This window comes from Bacillus sp. MMSF_3328 (assembly GCF_030733525.1).
Taxonomy (GTDB): domain Bacteria; phylum Bacillota; class Bacilli; order Bacillales; family Cytobacillaceae; genus Bacillus_AB; species Bacillus_AB infantis.
In genome coordinates this window covers 20,998-40,258 of sequence record NZ_JASHIV010000002.1, presented here as the reverse complement: position 1 = coordinate 40,258, position 19,261 = coordinate 20,998, and the positions used below count along the sequence as shown (strand labels likewise).

Genomic DNA, 19,261 nt, shown 5'->3' with positions numbered 1-19,261 from the left:
CGGCTGGAGCCACTATTTCCATTTTTCTTCAGGATAGTGGTCCCAGCTCCTGTGGCTGGAGCCACTATTTTCGTTTTTCTTCAGGATAGTGGTCCCAGCTCCTGTGGCTGGAGCCACTATTTTTATTTTTTTCAGGATAGTGGTCCCAGCTCCTCCGGCTGGAGCCACTATTTTTATTTTTTTCAGGATAGTGGTCCCAGCTCCTCCGGCTGGAGCCACTATTTTCATTTTTCTTCAGGATAGTGGTCCCAGCTCCTGTGGCTGGAGCCACTATTTTCGTTTTTCTTCACGATAGTGGTCCCAGCTCCTGTGGCTGGAGTCACTATTTTTATTTTGCTTCAGGATAGTGGTCCCAGCTCCTGTGGCTGGAGCCACTATTTTCATTTTTCTTCAAAATATTGGTCTCAGCGCTACCGGCTGAAGCCACTATTTTCGTTGTTTTTCTTCACGGTAGTGGTTTTACCTCCACCGGCTTTGACCACTATTTTTTTATTTCATATCACAATAGTGGCACCAAGCACATCCTGCCCCCAATTTTAATTCACAATAATTGCACACTAACCCCATCTGATTAATAATAGTAGTAACGTGATTTTGTATGGAAAAGTTAAGGAGGAGTAATGTGCGCGATTTTATCAAAGCTGCGGGTGAAGCAGACAGATACGAACAGATGAAAGAGCTGTCCGCCATCTTCAAGGAGCGGAGCCGATCAAAGGAAAATAGAGGGAGCTTCCCACATAGAAATATTTTAGACCTGAAAGCTTCCGGCTACACATCCCTTACTGTTCCGGCAGACCGGGGCGGAAAGGGTATCTCATTGCTAGAAATGATCAGGCTGCAGGAAAAGCTCGCAGAAGGAGATGGTTCTACTGCACTTGCAATCGGATGGCATATGGGGATAACGAAAAATCTGGGAGAGAAAAGGAAGTGGGATGACGAACTTTTTTCCTTTCTTTGCCGTGAAATCCTGGACGGGAAGCTGATAAACAGTGCCGCAACGGAAAGGCAGACAGGCAGCCCGACACGGGGCGGGCGGCCCCAGACTACAGCAGTCCTCAAGGGTGGAAGCTGGGTGATCAGCGGCAGAAAGACCTTTACAACGATGGCTCCGGCTCTGGATTATTTTATTGTCAGCGCCTTCATTCCAAGTGAAGACAAGACAGGAAATTTCCTTGTTCCCAGAGAGGCTGAAGGTTTGTCGATCGAGGAGACATGGGACAGTGTCAGTATGAGAGGCACCGGCAGCCATGATCTTGTGCTTGATGAGGTTTCCATTGATAAGACATTCCTGGCTGAAATATTGGGGCAGGACAAAAAGGCGAATGGCTGGCTTCTTCATATTCCAGCGGTATATCTTGGCATTGCACAAGCAGCCCAGGATTTTGCGGCTGGCTTTGCTAAAAGTTATTCTCCCAATAGCATCCAGGGAACCATCAGCGATATCCCTTCTGTCCAGCAGAAAATAGGGGAGATCGAGCTTGAACTGATGCGGGCAAGAGAGTTTCTTTATGCAGCGGCAGACAGATGGGACAGGGCCGCAGAAAATGAAAGAGAGTCCATGCAGCCTCTTCTCGGTGCTGTAAAGCTGGCTGTTACAAATGCAGCATTAACAGTTGCTGACCTTGCAATTCGGGTCGTTGGCGCAAGAAGCCTTTCTGAACAGAATCCTCTGCAGCAATATTATCTGGATATCAGGGCAGGCCTTCATAATCCTCCAATGGATGATATGACCATATCGCTGCTTGCCCGCAAAGCCTTATCAAGGCTTGACTGAAAAAAGAATGGGAATTCCCATTCTTTTTTTTGTTAAGGAAAAAGTACACGAGTAAATTACCGGCAAAACTGCATAATAAAAACATCCAGCACTGAAAGAAAGAGCATAACCGGGGTGTAAGCAATGGCTTTTAAAAAGAAAAACACTACTGAAAAAAAGTATCAATGGAAGCCTGAAGAAATGCCTGAAGAGCTGGTATCCGCTGATCATGTCAGGAAGAAGATGGAAGGCTCTGATGACTTCAAGGAAAGGATCATTGAAGCAGAGGGAAGGACTCTTTATCTCTTTTTTCTTTCCAGCATGGTTGATGATGCCAGGCTTGAGGAAAGAATCATCAAGCCGCTTTCACTATCAGCAGGAAATCTCATAGAGAAACAGGCGCAAACACAGGAGGTTCAACGCACTTCTATCCTGAGTGATGCACTGAAAGGGATTCTGACAGGATATTGCTTTGCCATGGAGCATGATTCTTCCGAGGGTGTGCTTCTTTCTGCAGCTTCCAGCCTTTCCAGAGAAATTTCTGACCCGGCCAATGAACATATTATCCAGGGCTCTCACGAAGGATTCATTGAGAACATCGGCAAGAACCTCCTTTTGATCAGGAAGCGCATCGAGAATCCCAATTTAAATGTAAAATATATAACGATCGGCAAAGCGACCAATACCGCTTCTGCACTTATTTACATAGAAAACCTCACCTCCGGAAAACTGATAACCGAGATTACAAAAAGGCTTGCCAGCATTTCCATGGACAGCATTCAGAGTCCAGGATTTATCCAGGATTGCATCGAGGACCATCCTTTTTCTCCGTTTCCACAGATATTGAATACAGAAAGGCCGGACAGAGCTGCTGCACATTTGATGGAAGGAAGGGCTGTGCTCATTACGGATGGCAGCCCTTCTGTGATGATCATGCCAGTGACATTTTTTGCTTTCTTTCAATCTCCGGAAGATTATAACAACCGCTGGTACCTGGGCTCCTTTTTCCGGTTTCTGCGGCTTATCTCATTTATCTTGTCGCTGATATTGCCTGCTTTCTATGTGGCGGTTGTTTCCTATCATCATGAAATCGTTCCAATTGAACTTGTTTACACACTTCAGGCGTCATTGAATTTTGTGCCGGTGCCTCCAGTCATAGAAGCAATGTTCATGCAGCTGGCCCTTGAACTGCTGAGGGAAGCGGCAGTACGGCTGCCGCAGCCGATTGCACAAACCATTGGCATAGTCGGAGGGCTTGTTATTGGGACTGCAGTGGTGGAAGCCGGCCTCGTTTCCAATGTCATGATCATAGTAGTGGCCTTGACCGCAATTGCATCCTTTGTCATTCCATCTATTGAAATGAGCAATACCCTCCGGTTTATCGGGTTCCCGCTTATGCTTCTGGCAAGCATATTCGGCTTCATCGGCATTGTGTTCGGCCTGCTTCTGCTGGTGATCCATCTAGCTCAGCTTAAATCATTTGGTGTTCCGTATTTCAGTCCTTTTGCACCACTCAGGCTGAAGGAGCTGAAAGACACATTCATAAGGGTCCCTGTATGGCTTATGAAGAAAAGGCCGAAGGATTCAATGGCAGCTTCTTTAACTAAACAGGGGAGCTCGAGGGGGTGGAAAAGAAATGAAAGTGAAGACACGTATTGACCAGCAGGATTTATTTTTCCTCCTGCTGCAGACCCAAATAGGGGCAGGCATACTGTCCATGCCATATTCACTTTATATGGCCGCAAAAAATGACGGCTGGATATCTTTATTGCTGGCAGCCGCTGCTATTTTCTCCTTGATTTATTTCTATTGGCTGCTTTGCAGGCGCTTCCCCCATCAGACACTGTTTGATTTCTCAGGGAAGGTGTTTGGAAAATGGGGCGGGGCTCTGATCAATCTCGGCTATATATGCTATTTTGTATCTACAGCTCTGCTGGTTTATCTGAACTTTGCCGATATCATCGGCCGGTGGGTTTTGCTTGATACACCTCGCTGGCTTCTTATTCTTCTTTTGATGTTCATAGCCGTTTCTGCCTGCAGCGGCTCCTTTAGCAGCATCGTCTCTCTGTTTTCATTCACTTCGGTATTCATTGTCTTTCTTTTCATCCTTTCTCTATTCATTTTTAAGGAGCCTGAAATTGATTATCGATATATGTTCCCTGTTGCCTCACAAGGAGTTCTCCCGATTTTAAGGGGGGCAAAAGAAGCAGTATATGGTTTTCTCGGCGTAGAAACGGCACTGTTTTTCCTGGCATTCGTCAGGGAGCCGGAAAAAAAGGGGGCAGTAAAGGGAGCCTTTTTGGCCCAGATAGTGATCAGTGTATTTTATTTATATCTGTTTATGGCAAGCATTATCATGTTCAGCCCGAAGGAGATCGTACTCATCCCGGAACCTGTCCTGTACATGCTTAAAGCCATCACCTTCAAGATCATAGAAAGGCTTGATCTCGTCTTTATAACCGTTTGGATGACGGCAGCTGCAACAACGATTATCAGCTATACATACCTGGCAGGAATGGGCCTCTCCAAGCTGCTTAAAATCAAGCACAGAAGAGCCGTCCTTGCTGCTACAGGCATCATTTTCATCCTAACCTTTATTCCGCAAGGGGAAATGGAGATAACCAGCATTGGCAGGGCGGTGTCCTTTGCCGGGCTTATTTTCAGTTCTGCCCTTCCTTTAGTCCTGCATATCGCAGCAGCATTTTTAAAGAAAGGGGGTGCGGGCCTTTGAGGACCATTAAGCTGGCATGGCTGCTTATCATAGTGCTGATTCTAGGCGGCTGCTGGGATGAAAGGCTATTGAAAAATTCCCGCCTTGTTTATATTTCCGCCTTTGATCTGACTGAGGACGGTAAATACGAAACTACTTCAATCATCCGCAATACAACCAAGGTTCCTAATCCCCAGCAGGAGGCCACCAATGAAATTGCAAAGGGAGAGGGCTTGAATATACGGGATACAAGGCTTACAATCAACCGGTCACTTGCGGGGGAATTTGACCCTTCCAAAAGCAAAGTGCTGATCCTTGGAGAAGAGCTGGCTAAAAGGGATATCTATACAGTCCTTGATATCGTCTACCGTATTCCGCGGACGCCCATCATTGCTAAAGTGGCAGTAGCTGACGGAAGTGCAGGCGCTCTGCTGGCGGAGAATCATAAAAATGAACCCTTGCTTGGGGAGTTTTTGTATGAATTGCTTCTTAACAGTGAAAAAAGCACCGAAATCCAGGAGCTGACAGTGCAGAATATTTGTACCATCCTCTTCGACGAGGGCAAAGACTTTATGGTTCCTTATATTAAAAATAATGATGAGAATAAAAAGATTGAAGTCAGCGGGAGCGCACTGTTTCATGACAGGATATTTACCGGAAAGGTCATAACCCCTGAGCAAAGCAGTCTTTTGATGCTGTTCATGGACAAGATGAACAAAGAATGCAGGTTCGCTTATAAACTGTCAAAAGGCGAAACGGTCACTTTTGCTGTCAACAAAGTTAAAAGAGACCTTCATTATACCTATAGCTATGGCAGGGCAGTATTCAAGGCAGTTCTGTCGATTGACATTAATATTGAGGAATATCCCCTCGATCATCTGCACGAAAAAAAGATTGCCAAGGAGCTTGCCAGGGAAATTTCGCAAAAAATGTCTGATGATGCAAAGGGGGTTTTCAGTATTCTTAAAGAGGAAAAAGCTGACTTACTGGGAGTTGGAAGAGAATTAATCGCTTTCCACCCGGATATATGGGAAAACATAAAGGGGAGTGATTATTATGCAAAGGTGGATGTAAAACCGGAGGTCCGCATCCTTATTTCGGGTAACGGCATCATCAATTAATGATTGCCACCCTTTTATTTGAGAGGTTTGGTTTTCGCTCTATCATGGTAAATAAATATTAAAACAAAGACTACAAAGATAGAGGGTGATGTCACTGCTTGCGTTTTTAAAAAGAGGGAATAAGTCTTCAGGGATTGCAGCTGTAGGGAATACGGCTTTAGCCATCGCCAAAGGAGTCGCAGCAGCAATAAGCGGCAGCGGTGCCATGTTTGCTACGACCCTTCATTCGGTTGCGGATGCATTGAACCAGGGATTCGTCTTCTTCGGAAGCGCCATATCCGAGAAAGAAGCAACAAAAAGATTTCCAAGCGGATTTGGCCGTGTGGTCAATTTATTCGTTTTGATCGCGGTTATTGTGATTTCCATTATGGCATACGAAACCATTCATAAAGGATGGGACCTTATTGTCCATCCCCATGAGTCTTCTGATTTGTGGCTGAACATCATTATCATGATTCTTGCCATCTTGACAGATGGGGGAGTCCTTGTGAAGGCAATGAAAGAGATTGCCCATGAAACAAAAAGCGGGGCAAAGGGATTCAGCGTATTTACGACTTCATTTAAGAATGTCCGCCTTGCTGCACCGCCTACAAGACTTGTCTTTTATGAAGATATCATCGCGACCTTCGGGGCTCTGCTGGCACTTATTTCAATCATCCTTGCCCATTTGACAGGCTTCTATTTCCTGGATGGGGTAGGGACAATCCTGATTGGATTTTTGCTGGTGGGAATTGCCATCAAAATTGGATATGAAAATACTCTTGGACTGATTGGTGTTGCGGCACCAAAGGAAATTGAAGACCGGGTGGCAGATACCATCCTATCAGATCCGGACGTGGTTGATATTAAAGATATGCGCATCCTCCAGGAAGGAAGGAAGTATCATATTGAAAGCTATATTGAGCTGAAAGCCGGCCTTTCCCTGGCCATAGCAGATGATATTATCTACAGGGTCCGGGATAAGCTCTTCAAAGATCCGGATGTCGGGGATGTCAGGATGGGAATCCTTGAAACTGACAACATCACCACATGGAAAAGGGATTAGATAATAATGAGGCACACTTCCAAAAGAAGTGTGCCTTTTCTATGCAGCAGAAAGCTGTAAATGCAGGATCTAAAATAGTCAGCTATTATTGCTGTACAAGGGACTGACGATATTTTGCTGCGAGCTGCTGCTTTGTCATGACGAGATACGCAGGAGCTGCATCCTTTAAGTCCTTCCATTTAGCTTTAGGCTGGGACAAAAAATAAATCGGTGCCTGCATCAGCTGCTTAAGGAGAATATACCCCCTGTGTGTCAAAGGATGACGTTCAAAGCCAAGAATCTGGTAGCCTTTGTTAATCATGGTGATGCCTATGACACCCTTGATTAAGTCGCTGTCAGGATGCTTTTCAAGATGCAGAGCCAGACAGGGCATGGATTCGCCGACAATTCTGATTAAAGCTCTGCCTCTGGATACCGGGCTTTTAATGTGGACAAGCTGCTTTAGAAGCCTCGAATTATGAAGATGGATTTTGATGACAATATCATTTTTTTTGAGGGAGGAGCCGTCTGAGAGGATGATATCGGGACCTCGATATTTCGTCTTTCTGACCCGGAATACGCTGTACTTTTCCTCCAGCTTTAAATGAAACAACCTTGTACAGCAATAATAGACAGGATCAAGGAAATCCCATAAGTAAATCAGCCAGATACGAATGATCATTCCAGTCTCCTTTGATGTTGATTTTTTGTTAGCTTTTTATAAAAGATGCTTTTGTATACTCCCTGTATTCAAACTTAAGGCTGTGTCCGATGTGAATGTTTACCATCATGATTAGCAGCATTCATGAGCACGCTAAGAGAAAACTGACAACCCGAGGTGCACTTTAATGAAAAGAATAATCACAGCCCTCATCAGTGCTGCAGCGTTGTTTGCGGCTGTTATGATGTTATTCCAGCTGCCGGGCAACAACCAGGAAAGGAAAGATGAAGGGGAGCTCTCCGGTCGTACACAATCTTTAGAACAAAGCTCAAGCCGCCTGCTGAGAATCAATGCAATAGAACAGGGCGAAAGAATTAAAACAATCCTGAACGGGGATGACGATGTGAAGATCATCCATCATAACCTGAAGGAGAAAAGCCACTATAAAGAGCATGAAGCTACTGTTAAATTTTCCGCTCCTCCTGATGATGATGAGCTTGACAGTCTGGCAGCCGGACTTGATGCAGAATTCTTCCGGCACATGGATTCCATATTTGTTTTTCAGTCTGACAGTATGACAACCGCAGACCTTCTGCAGTTTTTCAGGGAACGGACTGATGTCGCCTATGCAGAGCCTAACTTCATCCTGATGCAAAATGAAACTCAGCTTCCGAATGACCTGCTTTATAGAGAAAAGTACCAATGGAACCTGCCTGCCATCGATATTGAGAAAGCCTGGGATATCTCAAAGGGTGACGAAGATATCATTATTGCCGTTGTCGATACAGGGGTGGATATAGATCATCCTGATCTCAGGAGACGATTGATGAAGGGCTATAATGTTATGCAGAACAGCAGCGATTTTGACGACGACAATGGCCATGGAACTCACGTTGCAGGCATTATAGCTTCTGAAACTAACAATGGGGAAGGTATTGCAGGCATAACCTGGAATAATCGGATCATGCCGGTTAAGGCAATGGGCAGCAAGGGCTACGGTTATACATTCGATATCGCCAAGGGCATTATCTGGGCAGCGGATCACGGAGCAGATGTGATCAATCTGAGCCTTGGCAACTACCAGCCGTCTGCTTTCCTGGAGGAAGCGATCCGGTATGCTTATGACAAAGGAGCAGTCCTCATTTCAGCTGCAGGGAATGACAACTCTGAACAGCCATCATTTCCGGCTGCCTTTCCGGAAGTGCTCAGTGTGTCGGCTGTAAGCTATACGGGTGAAAAAGCTGATTTTTCTAATTATGGTTATTATATTGATGTGACTGCACCAGGTGTGTATATTCCAAGCACCTATTTTAAAAATCAGTATGCAGCCCTTTCAGGCACATCCATGGCAAGCCCGCATGTCGCAGGACTTGCAGGGCTCATTCTTTCAGTCAATCCTGATCTGTCCAATAGAGAGGTCATGAATATTATAAAAGGTACAGCGAGGGATATTGGGGAAGAAGGCAGGGATGCTTACTTCGGCAATGGCCTGATTGATATCAATGCTGCACTTGCAGCTGCTGAAAAATAACAAAAGGACCGGCCGCGGTAATGAGCGGGCAGGTCCTTTTCCATGTTGGATAACATTAATTGGATATACTTTTTCTCCAGAGGTGAAGCCGTTGCTTAAAATAAAATAGCTTTTAGTCTTTGCAGATCCTATAGGGCCTCTTCAAAAACCCAAAAAATTATTAAACCCCTGCTGATTGGAGTGAAAGGCACGCAGAGTCCTTCGGTAAAGCAGCGCCTCCCCGCAGAAAGCGAAGTGCACGGAAATCAACGGCACCACTCCAGCTGAAAGCTAAGGGATTGGAAAAATGATAATTAATTAATTAAGCTTTTAATAAGCCTACAATCCATATATAAGCTGCGCTCAGCTCTTCACTCCATACAATATGCAGCCGACACCGGCAAATACCCAGAGCATCTTGGTAAATGAAACCTTATCGGCAAGGCCAATGAGCCCTATAGTGGTTGTTGCAATCAGGATTAGCGGGCCAACGAGGGCGAGAGAGCTGTTCAATACGAGTGCTTTTTCAATATCATTGTATTTGATGATCAGAAATGCAGCCAAAATTTCAAGGCTTCCCGAAAAAATCCTCAGTGAAGCCATCATGATTATGGTTTTTTCCAAAAGCTGAAACATAAGTACCTCCCAAAAGCAGTTTGCTATAGTATATGCAGCCGGACTGCCGGGAAGGACAAACAATTCCAGCACCTGCTGAAAGTAAAAAGATTCTGCCCATCATGACAGAATCTTTATGGCATCATGCTGACTGTTTCAGTTTATTCAAACGGCTGCCAGAAAGCGCATTCCGATTCAGTCTTAGTGCAAGAAGGCCGGCCAGTACGGAAAGTATGATATCCTTAGGCAGCGGAACCAGCATCCAGATCCATGCCATCGCATAAGTGAAGCCTTCCGGTGCTGCAAACCATAGTTTATAGGCTAGATACATATAGTTTGTCCCTAATATATAATTGATGGCCAGTCCCGTAAGCGCAGCTGTGATATAAGATGCTTTGCTTGAATTTTTTTCAATTATCTTCCCTGTTGCATAAGCTGCAAGAATATATGTAAGGATGAAGCCGAATGTCGGGCTGATGACAGTCGCAAAGCCGGAGCCGAATTTTGCAAACACAGGGACACCAGCGATGCCAACCAAGGCATATACAGTCATGGCGATGGCTGACAGCCTGCTGCCAAGGATGGCGCCAGAGAGGATCGCGATGAATGTTTGCAGGGTAATAGGGACCCCTCCGATAACCATGAATGGGACGAATGATGTGATATTTGCTCCAATTGCCATCAGGGCAGTAAACATACCGGCCAATGAAAGATGTAGCGGCGTCAATTTCTTTTTCATGAATTATGCCTCCCAGAATTGTTTTATACTAAAATAAGAATAAGATGGAAAACGACTATATGTCAACTGAAATTATATTTAGTTTACTAAAGGAGTTCGAATGATGGTGGACAGGCCAAGAGCAAATACATTGGGCATTATTTATAAGGACGGCCGCATCCTGGCGGAAAAGCTCAGCGGGAAGCATTCAAAGGGTGAGGGAGTCTTTTACCGCCCGCTCGGAGGAACAATAGAACTTGGGGAAACCTCGATAGATGCTTTGAAAAGAGAGTTCATGGAAGAGATAGGAGCAGAGATCAATATAGTGAATTATATTGCCTGCATAGAAAACATTTACTCTATTAATGGAATCACGAGACATGAATTGACACAGCTTTATGAGGCCGAGCTTGTGAATGAGTCACTATACGAAAAAGAGTCCATTCCAGTGAACGAAAATGGGAGAAAGTCGGAAGCAAAATGGATACCAGTTATTTCTTTTATTGATGAGAGGGAAGTACTTTTTCCAGCCGGGCTTGAAAATTATCTAATCCGTTTCTTGTAATCCAAATGTGTACTTTTCTGCCTGCACGGGTATAGAACTAATAAAAGAAAGGGTGATAATCATGCAGACATATGGCGAGTGGTATACCCGCAGGCGTCCAGAATACAAAGGGTGGGAGAACCAGGATACTAATGAGATCTTAATCAAAAATGCTCTTTACTACGGCCTCCCATCTGTTGTCATGGTTGCGCTTTTAATATTAGCCTGAATAGTGAAGCACCTGCCTTTCCGGCAGGTGCTTTTTTATGTTCTCTTTTTCTGGATAATAGTAAAGCTTCAGAAATTATAGTAAAATAGGGGCAATTAACTGGTAGGAAGAAGGTGTCCGTATGTTCGAGCTGCTGCTGACAATGCTCGAGAGGCTTGGCCTGATTGTTACCATTGCCTTCATTTTGACCAGATTCCGTTTTTTCCGCGAAATGATATACCAGGAATCATTGACGGCAAAACAGCGGTGGGTCGCTGTTCTTTTTTTTGGATTCTTCGGTATATTCGGCACCTATACCGGTGTCAGTTTTGACACGGATACCCTGCAGTTCAGCCGCTGGGCGTCAGAGCTATCTTCAGATGAAGCCATTGCAAACTCCAGGGTGATCGGCGTGGTTCTTGCCGGACTATTCGGAGGGTACAGGGTAGGGATTGGCGCCGGATTGGTGGCAGGAGTCCACCGTTTTACATTGGGCGGCTTTACAGCTTTTTCCTGCGGCTTGGCTTCAATCTTTGCTGGGATCATTGCAAGCATCCTGCATAAGAGAAACAGGCATGTGAAGCTGTCGACAGCGTTTTTTATCGGAGCCCTGGCCGAAAGTGTGCAGATGCTTATCATCCTTCTTCTCTCAAGGCCTTATAGCAAAGCTTCAGCTTTGGTCGAAACCATCGGTCTGCCCATGATTCTCGCCAATGGAGTCGGCTGTGCCATTTTCCTGCTGATCATCAAAAGCGTGGTCAATGAAGAGGAAAAAGCTGCAGCCATCCAGGCGCAGAAATCCCTGCGCCTGGCACGCCAGACTTTGAAGCATCTGCGAAAAGGGATGACCAGCGATGCGGCAGAAGAGGTATGCCGCATCCTTTACCACGAAGTCAATGCAAGCGCCGTGTCGATTACAGATGATGAACGCATCCTGTCTCATATTGGTGTGGCTGATGACCATCACAAATCAGGACATCTGATTCAAACAGATATAACCAGAAAGGTGCTTGGCCAAGGAGCCTTGATCATTGCCGGCAGGAATGATATCAGCTGCAGCAGTCCGTCATGCCCGCTTGGTGCTGCCGCCATTGCTCCGCTGAAGGAAAGGGGACAGACCATCGGCACCTTGAAATTCTATTTTAAGTCAGAAAAAGAAATTACCAATGTAGTCATTGAATTAATTTCCGGTCTGAGCATGCTCCTTAGCAATCAGCTCGATGCTGCAAGGGGAGAGAAAGCATACCAGCTTGCGAAGGATGCAGAAATCAAGGCACTGCAGGCACAAATCAGCCCGCACTTTTTGTTTAATACTTTGAATGTAATTGTTTCCCTGATTCGCATTGATCCAAAGAAAGCCCGCAAGCTGCTCTTGTCGCTTTCCCATTTCCTGAGGCAGAATCTTACGGGTACAACTTTGGAACGTACAACATTGAAGGAAGAATTAAAGCATGTACAAGCCTACTTGGAAATAGAGGAAGCAAGATTTTCTGACAGGCTTAAAACTGAATTCCGGATAGAAGAGGAAGCACTTTCTGCTCAAATTCCGCCGCTGACACTCCAGCCGCTAGTAGAGAATGCAGTCAAGCATGGCATCAAGGATAAGGAAGCTGACTGCAGGATCATTATTTCTGCTGCTGTTAAAAAAGAAGGGACAAAAGTTTCCGTTTCTGACAATGGAGCAGGTATCGAAACAGAACGCCTTCACCAGCTGGCAAGGGGCATCGTACCTTCCCTGACTGGGACAGGACTTGGAATTTATAATGTAAACAGGAGGCTGGCGATGCTCTTTGGGGAAAGAGCCGGACTTAATTTTGACAGCAGGCTGAATGAAGGGACGACAGTCTCATTCGTGCTGCCGGACAAAGGAGAAGAATAGCATGGAAAGAAAAATCAGCATACTGATTGCGGACGATGAGCCATACAGCAGGCAGGAGCTTGTTCACCTGCTGAACGAATATGGAGACCTTCAGGTAATAGGGGAAGCAGAATCTGGTGAACAGGCAGTCATCCAGTGTCTGCAGCTGCAGCCGGATGCTGTATTTTTGGATATTGAAATGCCAAAAATGAATGGCATGGAAGCCGCCCGATCGCTGAATGATTTAAAAAAAGTGCCAAAAATAATCTTTGCGACAGCTTACCCGCAGTTTGCGGCAGAAGCTTTCCGCTATGAAGCGGTTGATTATCTGCTGAAGCCCTTTGACGAAGAGCTGGTTAAAGAAACTGTATCAAGACTCAGAAAGATTTTTGCAGAAGAAGGCGACAGCACAGCCGCAGCCGTGAACCCGGGGAAACTGGCAGTGGAGGAAGATGGCAATATCTCTTATATAGACCCATTGTCCATCCTATATATTTCTCGTGATGATAAAGTTTCAAGGATTGTTGCGAAAAACGGAAGCTATTCTGTTAAAACTCCTTTAAAGGAGCTTGAAAGCAGGCTGCAGCAATTTCCTTTTTTCCGCATACATAAAAGCACAATCGTCCATCTGCCCTATGTATCAAGGTTGACTCCATGGTTTAACGGCGCTTACCAGCTTGAAGTGGAGGGGTCTGAAGAAATATTATCTGTCAGCCGGAATTATGCCAAAGGATTAAGGAGCAGGCTGGAAATTTAGTGATGCAGGCAGGAGTATTGTGCCTGCATTTCACCTCTCTATTTCAGCATCTTAAGACAGATTATTGACATGTTGGCCACAATTCCGCCACATTTTCCTCCAGGTGCCTTATACTTTCTGTAAGCGATTACAAAAGGAGGCATTTCAATTGTATTCTTTTATAGCAGGCATCATTTTACTTATAGCAGGGTATTTCACTTATGGAAAATTTGTAGAAAAAGTATTCGGCGTTAAAAAGGAGAGGCAGACTCCAGCTTATACGCACAAAGACGGCGTTGATTATCTGCCGATGAATACGAAAAAAAACTCTCTCATCCAGCTGCTGAATATAGCAGGTGTTGGTCCGATCTTTGGACCTATCATGGGTGCATTATATGGACCAGTTGCTTTCCTGTGGATTGTGCTCGGCTGCATTTTCGCCGGTGCTGTCCATGATTATCTGACAGGTATGATTTCCATCCGCAACAGGGGTGCACACTTGCCGGAACTGGCCGGAAAATTTCTCGGCAGCTTTATGAAGCATGTTGTGAATGCATTTGCCATTCTGCTGCTGCTTCTTGTGGGAACTGTATTTGTTACTTCCCCGGCAGGGCTTCTTCACAATTTGATGAACGGGTGGATGAGCATGGGCCTGATTCTTGGTGCCATCTTTATCTACTATATACTGGCGACACTATTGCCGATTGACAAAATCATTGGACGCTTTTATCCCATCTTTGGAGCATTGCTTTTGATCAGTGCGCTTGGAGTAGGGGCTTCGCTCATCATCAGCGGTGCGCCTATCCCTGAAATCAATCTGACAAACATGCATCCTGATAATGCACCGATCTTCCCGCTTCTGTTCCTGACAATTTCCTGCGGGGCTTTATCCGGATTCCATGCGACCCAGACCCCAATCATTTCGAGGACAACAGAAAATGAGGACCAAGGCAGAAAGATTTTCTATGGCATGATGATTGCAGAAGGCGTTATTGCCATGATTTGGGCTGCAGCTGCAATGAGCCTTTTCAATGGCTCTGCAGGCTTGAATGAACTGCTTGCAGCAGGCGGGCCTGCCGCAGTAGTAAGTGAAGCTTCAAAACTGACTCTTGGTGCTGTCGGCGGAACACTGGCTGTGCTCGGAGTGATAGTCCTGCCGATCACATCAGGCGACACTGCTTTCCGGAGTGCAAGGATGATCATTGCCGACTATATCCGCTTCGGCCAGCAGAAGCTGGGCAACCGCCTGGTTATCGCCCTGCCGCTGTTTGTAATATCATTTGCACTGACAAAGATTGACTTTGAGATTCTTTGGAGATACTTCTCCTGGGCAAACCAGTCTACTGCTGTCATCGCCCTTTGGGTAGCAAGCATGTACCTTTTCATTGCCAGAAAAAATTATTGGATTGCCATGATACCGGGCATCTTCATGACAATGGCCACCGTCACTTATATCCTGAACGCAAAAATCGGATTTGGCCTTTCAATGAATATATCGTATTTAGGGGCTGCGATTGCTACGGTTATTATCACTGTTCTTTTCTATAACGCTGCAGGAAGGGCAAGAAAGAACAATATCGCACTCGAAGAAGATATCACAGGAAGAGTTGCTTAAGATCAATTATGCGTAAGAGCCTGGATGAGCATTTCCGGGCTCTTCTGCTTAGATGCTGTGCTAAAATTAAAAATAATGCTGGAAATAAACGGAATGATGCAGGATTTAGTTTTGCAGCCGTTTTCTGAGAAAGGAAGGTAAGAATATGCGTATATTGATTGCAGGGGCAGGAGCAGTAGGAGGGTATTTCGGAGGCAGGCTCCTTGAAAAAGGAGAAGATGTTACCTTTCTAGTAAGGGAAAAGAAATACGATCAGCTTCAGCAGAACGGCCTGGTCATCAACAGCGTACATGGAGATGCGATGTTGAAACCAAAGCTTCTGAGAACAGGGCTTCCTTCAGAAGAAAACTTTGATTTGATCTTGCTTTCTGTGAAAGCCTATCACCTTGAGGAAGCCATCGGAAATATTAAGCCTTTTGCTGGAGAAGGTACATGCATCCTTCCGCTGCTGAATGGCATTGCACATATGGACACGCTTGAAAGGGCCTTTGGAAAGGAGAGGCTCCTTGGAGGTCTTTGCTTCATAGAATCAACATTGGATGAAAAAGGAGAAATTGTTCAGAAAAGCGATATACAGGAGGTTGTTTTTGGCGAAATTGACGGGAGGGAGACCGGGCGGATTTCCCGAATACGTGAAGCACTTGCTGGAACAAAGGCTTCTTTCCGGTACAGCAGTGAGATCGTGAGTGAAATGTGGAGCAAGTATCTTTTTATCAGCATGATGTCCGGGCTTACAACGCTGACACGTTCGCCAGTCGGTCCTATAAGGGATACAGCAGAGGGGAGAAGCATCATAGAGGGGCTTGCTCTGGAAATCCTTCCTGTCATGAAAAGCCTGGGAGCGAATCTTCCGGATGATGCAAAAGAAAATATCATTAAGAAAATAAATGCAGTCGGATATCATATGAAATCTTCCATGCAGCGAGACATGGAAAAAGGCTTGCAGACCGAGTCAGCCCACTTCTTTAAATATCTCCTGGATGCAGCGGCTGAACACCGTTTACCAGTGCCAGTTCTGAATACCATCTATATGAATCTGCAGGTATATGAAAAGAGGAGGGAAGAACAAAAAGAGAGGGGGTAAACTCAAAACAGTCCGGAGACAAGTAATCAGAGGGTGTTAGTCAGAGCGACTAACACCCTCTGGCTGCAGAAAAGCGATTCAGAGGTCTTAGTCAGAGCGACTAATACCCTCTAGCCGCAGAAAAGCGAATCAGACGGTCTTAGTTAGAGCGACTAACACCATCTAGCCACAGAAAAGTAAATCAGAGGGTCTTAGTCAGAGCGACTAAAACCGTCTGTCCACAGAAAAGCGAATCAGACGGTCTTAGTCAGAGCAAATAACACCATCTAGCCACAGAAAAGTGAATCAGACGGTCTTAGTCAGAGCGACTAATACCCTCTTGTCCACAGAAAAGCGAATCAGACGGTCTTAGTCAGTGCGACTAACACCATCTAGCTACAGAAAAGTGAATCAGACGGTCTTAGTCAGGGCCCCCAAAGCCCACTTGCTCATTGAAAAACAGAAGCAGAGGGTTTCCCCCCAATCACAACTTCTGTTTGCCTGAAGGGGATTTCTAATTTCATTAGTTGTCTTAAAGTCTAATGCAGATCTTTAACCTTATACTATTGGAGAGCAAACCCCAGCAGTTTTATATCCTGGAGGATTTTCTGCTGGATATCAGGCTCTTTGCATTTTTCAAAGTCAGTGATCAATCTGCCAATTTCCCTAATAAAAAGCAAATATTCGCTGTCTTTCAGCATAAATAGTCACCCCTACTATCGAAATAGGTCTAATTTCATACATTTTAGTATAAAATAGGAGAGATTGGAAGTAAAGTAAATTTACCTGCAGTTCACTCATTTATGCTTTTTTGTTTTAGTATGAACCTCCTCTGCGAGCTGTTCTGCTCTCTGATCGTTTTCAATGCCGCCTGAAAGGCCCGGTGTATCAGGCAGAAAGACGGGGCGGACTTCGGAATCTGCTGATACAACTTTCCACTTTCCTTCATCAAGAGCCAGGCTGAAATCTATAATCCCTAAATGGCTTCCCCAGGAACCTGCCTGTACAGCCGGAATTCCATTGATTGTGCCTGCTTCCGAATCGATCAGACCGCTGCTGTCCCTGAGTTTAGGAGACGGAAAGACCTGGTGGGTATGGCCGAACATAATGGCATCAATTCCAGGCACCTTGCTCAGCCCGAGCACTGAATTCCTGCTTTTATCCTTAACCTGTTCATCAGCTTCGAGACCAGCATGTGCCAGTGCTATTATGACATCTGCGCCTTTTTCCCTCATAATCGGAATATAATGCTCAGCTGACTCGACCATTGATTTATTGCTGAGCTTTCCTTTTAAATGTTCTTCATCCCATTTCAGGACAACAGGTGTAATGAAACCAATCACACCAATTTTGACAGGATATTTTCTGCCATCATCTGCCGTAAAGTTCCGATGAAGAATCACATAAGGGGAGAAATAGGGAAGCTCTTCCTGGAATGATTCTGTACCCTGGATAAAGAGATTGCTGTTAACATAAGGAAAGGCTGCCTCTTTCAGCTTTTTATTAAGATAGCCCAGCCCGTAATTGAATTCATGATTGCCGGGTGCCGCGGCATCATACTGCAGCTCGTTCATAATGCTGATAATAGGGTGAGGCAGGCCGGGATGCTCATGAATATAATCTCCCAGAGCACTTCCCTGGATTAGATCGCCATTGTCAAAAAGAAGGGTATTATGTCTCTCCAGGCGCGCTTTTTTGATTAAGCTAACGGTTTTTACAAATCCGAAGCTCTTCACTTTTTTTCCGCTTTTATATTCGTAATTCAATATGTAAGAGTGAAGGTCCGTCGTCTCCATGATCCTGAGCTGCATGTTGGGATGGTGTTCGCTGAATACAGCTGAGCCTGAAGGAACACAGAGGAGCATGGTTAATAAAACAAACACGGTAATAAAAATGGATTCTTTTTTCAACATGGCTCACCGCCTTCCCGTGATTCTGTTATTGTGCCTTAAACACAAAGAATCATGCCAGAAAGTTAAGCGGAGGATAACTGTTCAGATTATAGAAGGAGGGCCGCAAATACCGTTTTCAGCAGCAGAGCCTTTTATTTCCCATTCAGGAACACAGTAAAAAATCTGAAGGGCTAAGTCCAGCTGTCCCTTCAGATTTCGTTTATTTTGAATAAGTTTTTTCTGTACCATCCGTAAAAGTTACTTCAACTTCAATATTTTCATAGTCTTCGTTAAGATCAAGGCCTTGTATTACCTGTACCAGTACCTCATCCTCAGAAGACTCTTCATCAAAAGTAAATTGCTTGAATGCTTCCAGCAGCTTGTCCAGCGCTTCATCTCCGTTTAATTCTTCATCATTTAAACCATCTTTGATCTCAGCTTCCATCGTATTATTTCGATCATATTCGTAATCAACTTCATACGATTTCATATCCGGATACTCAGCATCAAGCTCAAAATCTGTAAAATTGATGCGGGAGAAATCCTCAACCGGCTGTTTATTATCTGTATTCAAATCATCTTCCTGGCTAGGTGCGCTAGGGGGCGGATCCTGGACTTCATTCTCATCATTCCCGCAGGCAGCAAGCGGCACCATCAGAAGGGCGGCTGCTATTGGTTTCAATAACTTCGATTTTTTCATGACAGACCTCCTATTTCGTTTTTATAATATGTATATTTCCTATTTCGCTATATTAAAAACGCATATGTGAGGTTTTCTGTTCTGATCTACTCTGCTGCAGGCAGCAGCCGGTCCTCTGAAAAGCATATTTCATGGAAAAAACTTTTCAGCAGCAGCCATCTGGCTGGATAGGCAGCAGCGAAGTCAGAAGCAGATTGTTCATTATAACATACGAGGCAGTCCAGCATCATTCTGCCTTCCTTTAAGTCATAATAAAGGGCATGCAGGTTTTCATAATGCTCATTAATCTGCCAGCGGTTCAGCTTGACAGGAAATATCCCGTTTAATTTCATATAATTTTGCGCTGCCTTCTTTTGGATTTCCTGTACAATTTCAGGCGCATAATCTCCGGCTGCCAGTTTTTCATTGATAAAATAAATGCCTTTCTTCATCTATGAACCCCGTTCCTGTGTTTTCTACCACTATTGACAGAAAAAACTGAGTTCATACAGGAAAGAACAGAAGATTATAGAATTCTTATAATAGAGTGAATA

Annotated in this window: 19 protein-coding genes; 11 read left to right on the top strand and 8 right to left on the bottom strand. The window is 44.9% G+C overall.

What is annotated here, in order from left to right:
- Positions 1–12: 12 nt before the first annotated feature.
- Entirely contained in the window at positions 13–228 is a 216-nt protein-coding gene (locus RBB45_RS03650) for a hypothetical protein (RefSeq protein ID WP_306009109.1), read from the bottom strand.
- A gap of 370 nt (positions 229–598) precedes the next feature.
- Here RBB45_RS03650 and RBB45_RS03645 point away from each other — a divergent pair, with 370 nt between their 5' ends.
- From RBB45_RS03645 to RBB45_RS03625, 5 genes are all read left to right on the top strand, one after another.
- Positions 599–1,774 (top strand): acyl-CoA dehydrogenase family protein, encoded by a 1,176-nt coding sequence (locus tag RBB45_RS03645; protein ID WP_306009108.1) that lies wholly within the window; start codon positions 599–601, stop codon positions 1,772–1,774.
- A gap of 123 nt (positions 1,775–1,897) precedes the next feature.
- Positions 1,898–3,412 carry a spore germination protein gene (locus RBB45_RS03640; RefSeq protein ID WP_306009107.1) on the top strand — a complete coding sequence of 505 codons (1,515 nt, stop codon included), beginning with the start codon at positions 1,898–1,900 and terminating at the stop codon, positions 3,410–3,412.
- Positions 3,390–4,484 (top strand): GerAB/ArcD/ProY family transporter, encoded by a 1,095-nt coding sequence (locus RBB45_RS03635; RefSeq protein ID WP_129612168.1) that lies wholly within the window; start codon positions 3,390–3,392, stop codon positions 4,482–4,484. Before RBB45_RS03640 ends, RBB45_RS03635 begins: the two co-directional genes overlap by 23 nt.
- Positions 4,481–5,584, top strand: coding sequence for a Ger(x)C family spore germination protein (locus RBB45_RS03630; RefSeq protein ID WP_253616965.1), 1,104 nt, complete (start codon positions 4,481–4,483; stop codon positions 5,582–5,584). The genes RBB45_RS03635 and RBB45_RS03630 overlap by 4 nt, the downstream gene beginning before the upstream one ends.
- 88 nt (positions 5,585–5,672) lie before the next feature.
- A complete protein-coding gene (locus RBB45_RS03625) occupies positions 5,673–6,629 on the top strand; it encodes a cation diffusion facilitator family transporter (protein WP_009793732.1) in 957 nt (318 codons plus the stop codon).
- Positions 6,630–6,714: 85 nt separating this feature from the next.
- Here RBB45_RS03625 and RBB45_RS03620 read toward each other — a convergent pair whose 3' ends face one another.
- Positions 6,715–7,290 (bottom strand): YkoP family protein, encoded by a 576-nt coding sequence (locus RBB45_RS03620; protein ID WP_094768975.1) that lies wholly within the window; start codon positions 7,288–7,290, stop codon positions 6,715–6,717.
- A 166-nt stretch (positions 7,291–7,456) separates the two neighbouring features.
- On the opposite strand from RBB45_RS03620, the gene RBB45_RS03615 reads away from it, so the two are divergent.
- Positions 7,457–8,800, top strand: a complete 1,344-nt coding sequence (locus RBB45_RS03615) for a S8 family peptidase (protein ID WP_306009106.1) — start codon at positions 7,457–7,459, stop codon at positions 8,798–8,800.
- A gap of 342 nt (positions 8,801–9,142) precedes the next feature.
- Here RBB45_RS03615 and RBB45_RS03610 read toward each other — a convergent pair whose 3' ends face one another.
- Positions 9,143–9,415: a YqhV family protein gene (locus RBB45_RS03610; RefSeq protein ID WP_022543878.1), complete on the bottom strand. Its 273-nt coding sequence runs from the start codon at positions 9,413–9,415 to the stop codon at positions 9,143–9,145.
- A 121-nt stretch (positions 9,416–9,536) separates the two neighbouring features.
- On the bottom strand, positions 9,537–10,133 hold the full coding sequence (locus RBB45_RS03605; RefSeq protein WP_094768977.1) for a biotin transporter BioY: 597 nt from the start codon (positions 10,131–10,133) through the stop codon (positions 9,537–9,539).
- 100 nt (positions 10,134–10,233) lie between these two features.
- Here RBB45_RS03605 and RBB45_RS03600 point away from each other — a divergent pair, with 100 nt between their 5' ends.
- The 5 genes from RBB45_RS03600 (at position 10,234) to RBB45_RS03580 (ending at position 16,157) form a co-directional block, all read left to right on the top strand.
- Entirely contained in the window at positions 10,234–10,677 is a 444-nt protein-coding gene (locus RBB45_RS03600; protein ID WP_101547786.1) for an NUDIX hydrolase, read from the top strand.
- 329 nt (positions 10,678–11,006) lie between these two features.
- Positions 11,007–12,743, top strand: coding sequence for a sensor histidine kinase (locus RBB45_RS03595; protein ID WP_101547785.1), 1,737 nt, complete (start codon positions 11,007–11,009; stop codon positions 12,741–12,743).
- Between the two features lies 1 nt (position 12,744).
- Complete coding sequence (locus tag RBB45_RS03590) at positions 12,745–13,479, top strand: LytR/AlgR family response regulator transcription factor (protein WP_094768980.1); 735 nt, start codon at positions 12,745–12,747, stop codon at positions 13,477–13,479.
- A gap of 148 nt (positions 13,480–13,627) precedes the next feature.
- The gene (locus tag RBB45_RS03585; protein WP_009793742.1) at positions 13,628–15,073 is read left to right on the top strand and encodes a carbon starvation CstA family protein; all 1,446 of its coding nucleotides are present in this window, start codon (positions 13,628–13,630) and stop codon (positions 15,071–15,073) included.
- A 145-nt stretch (positions 15,074–15,218) separates the two neighbouring features.
- Positions 15,219–16,157, top strand: a complete 939-nt coding sequence (locus RBB45_RS03580) for a ketopantoate reductase family protein (protein WP_009793744.1) — start codon at positions 15,219–15,221, stop codon at positions 16,155–16,157.
- Positions 16,158–16,699: 542 nt separating this feature from the next.
- Here the strand turns inward: RBB45_RS03580 and RBB45_RS03575 are convergent.
- The 4 genes from RBB45_RS03575 to RBB45_RS03560 form a co-directional block, all read right to left on the bottom strand.
- Positions 16,700–16,837 (bottom strand): hypothetical protein, encoded by a 138-nt coding sequence (locus RBB45_RS03575; protein WP_009793745.1) that lies wholly within the window; start codon positions 16,835–16,837, stop codon positions 16,700–16,702.
- Positions 16,838–16,933: 96 nt separating this feature from the next.
- On the bottom strand, positions 16,934–18,049 hold the full coding sequence (locus RBB45_RS03570) for a metallophosphoesterase (RefSeq protein ID WP_148949441.1): 1,116 nt from the start codon (positions 18,047–18,049) through the stop codon (positions 16,934–16,936).
- Positions 18,050–18,248: 199 nt separating this feature from the next.
- The gene (locus RBB45_RS03565) at positions 18,249–18,728 is read right to left on the bottom strand and encodes a YusW family protein (protein WP_306009105.1); all 480 of its coding nucleotides are present in this window, start codon (positions 18,726–18,728) and stop codon (positions 18,249–18,251) included.
- 86 nt (positions 18,729–18,814) lie between these two features.
- Positions 18,815–19,159, bottom strand: coding sequence for a hypothetical protein (locus RBB45_RS03560; RefSeq protein WP_306009104.1), 345 nt, complete (start codon positions 19,157–19,159; stop codon positions 18,815–18,817).
- Between the last annotated feature and the right edge of the window lie 102 nt (positions 19,160–19,261).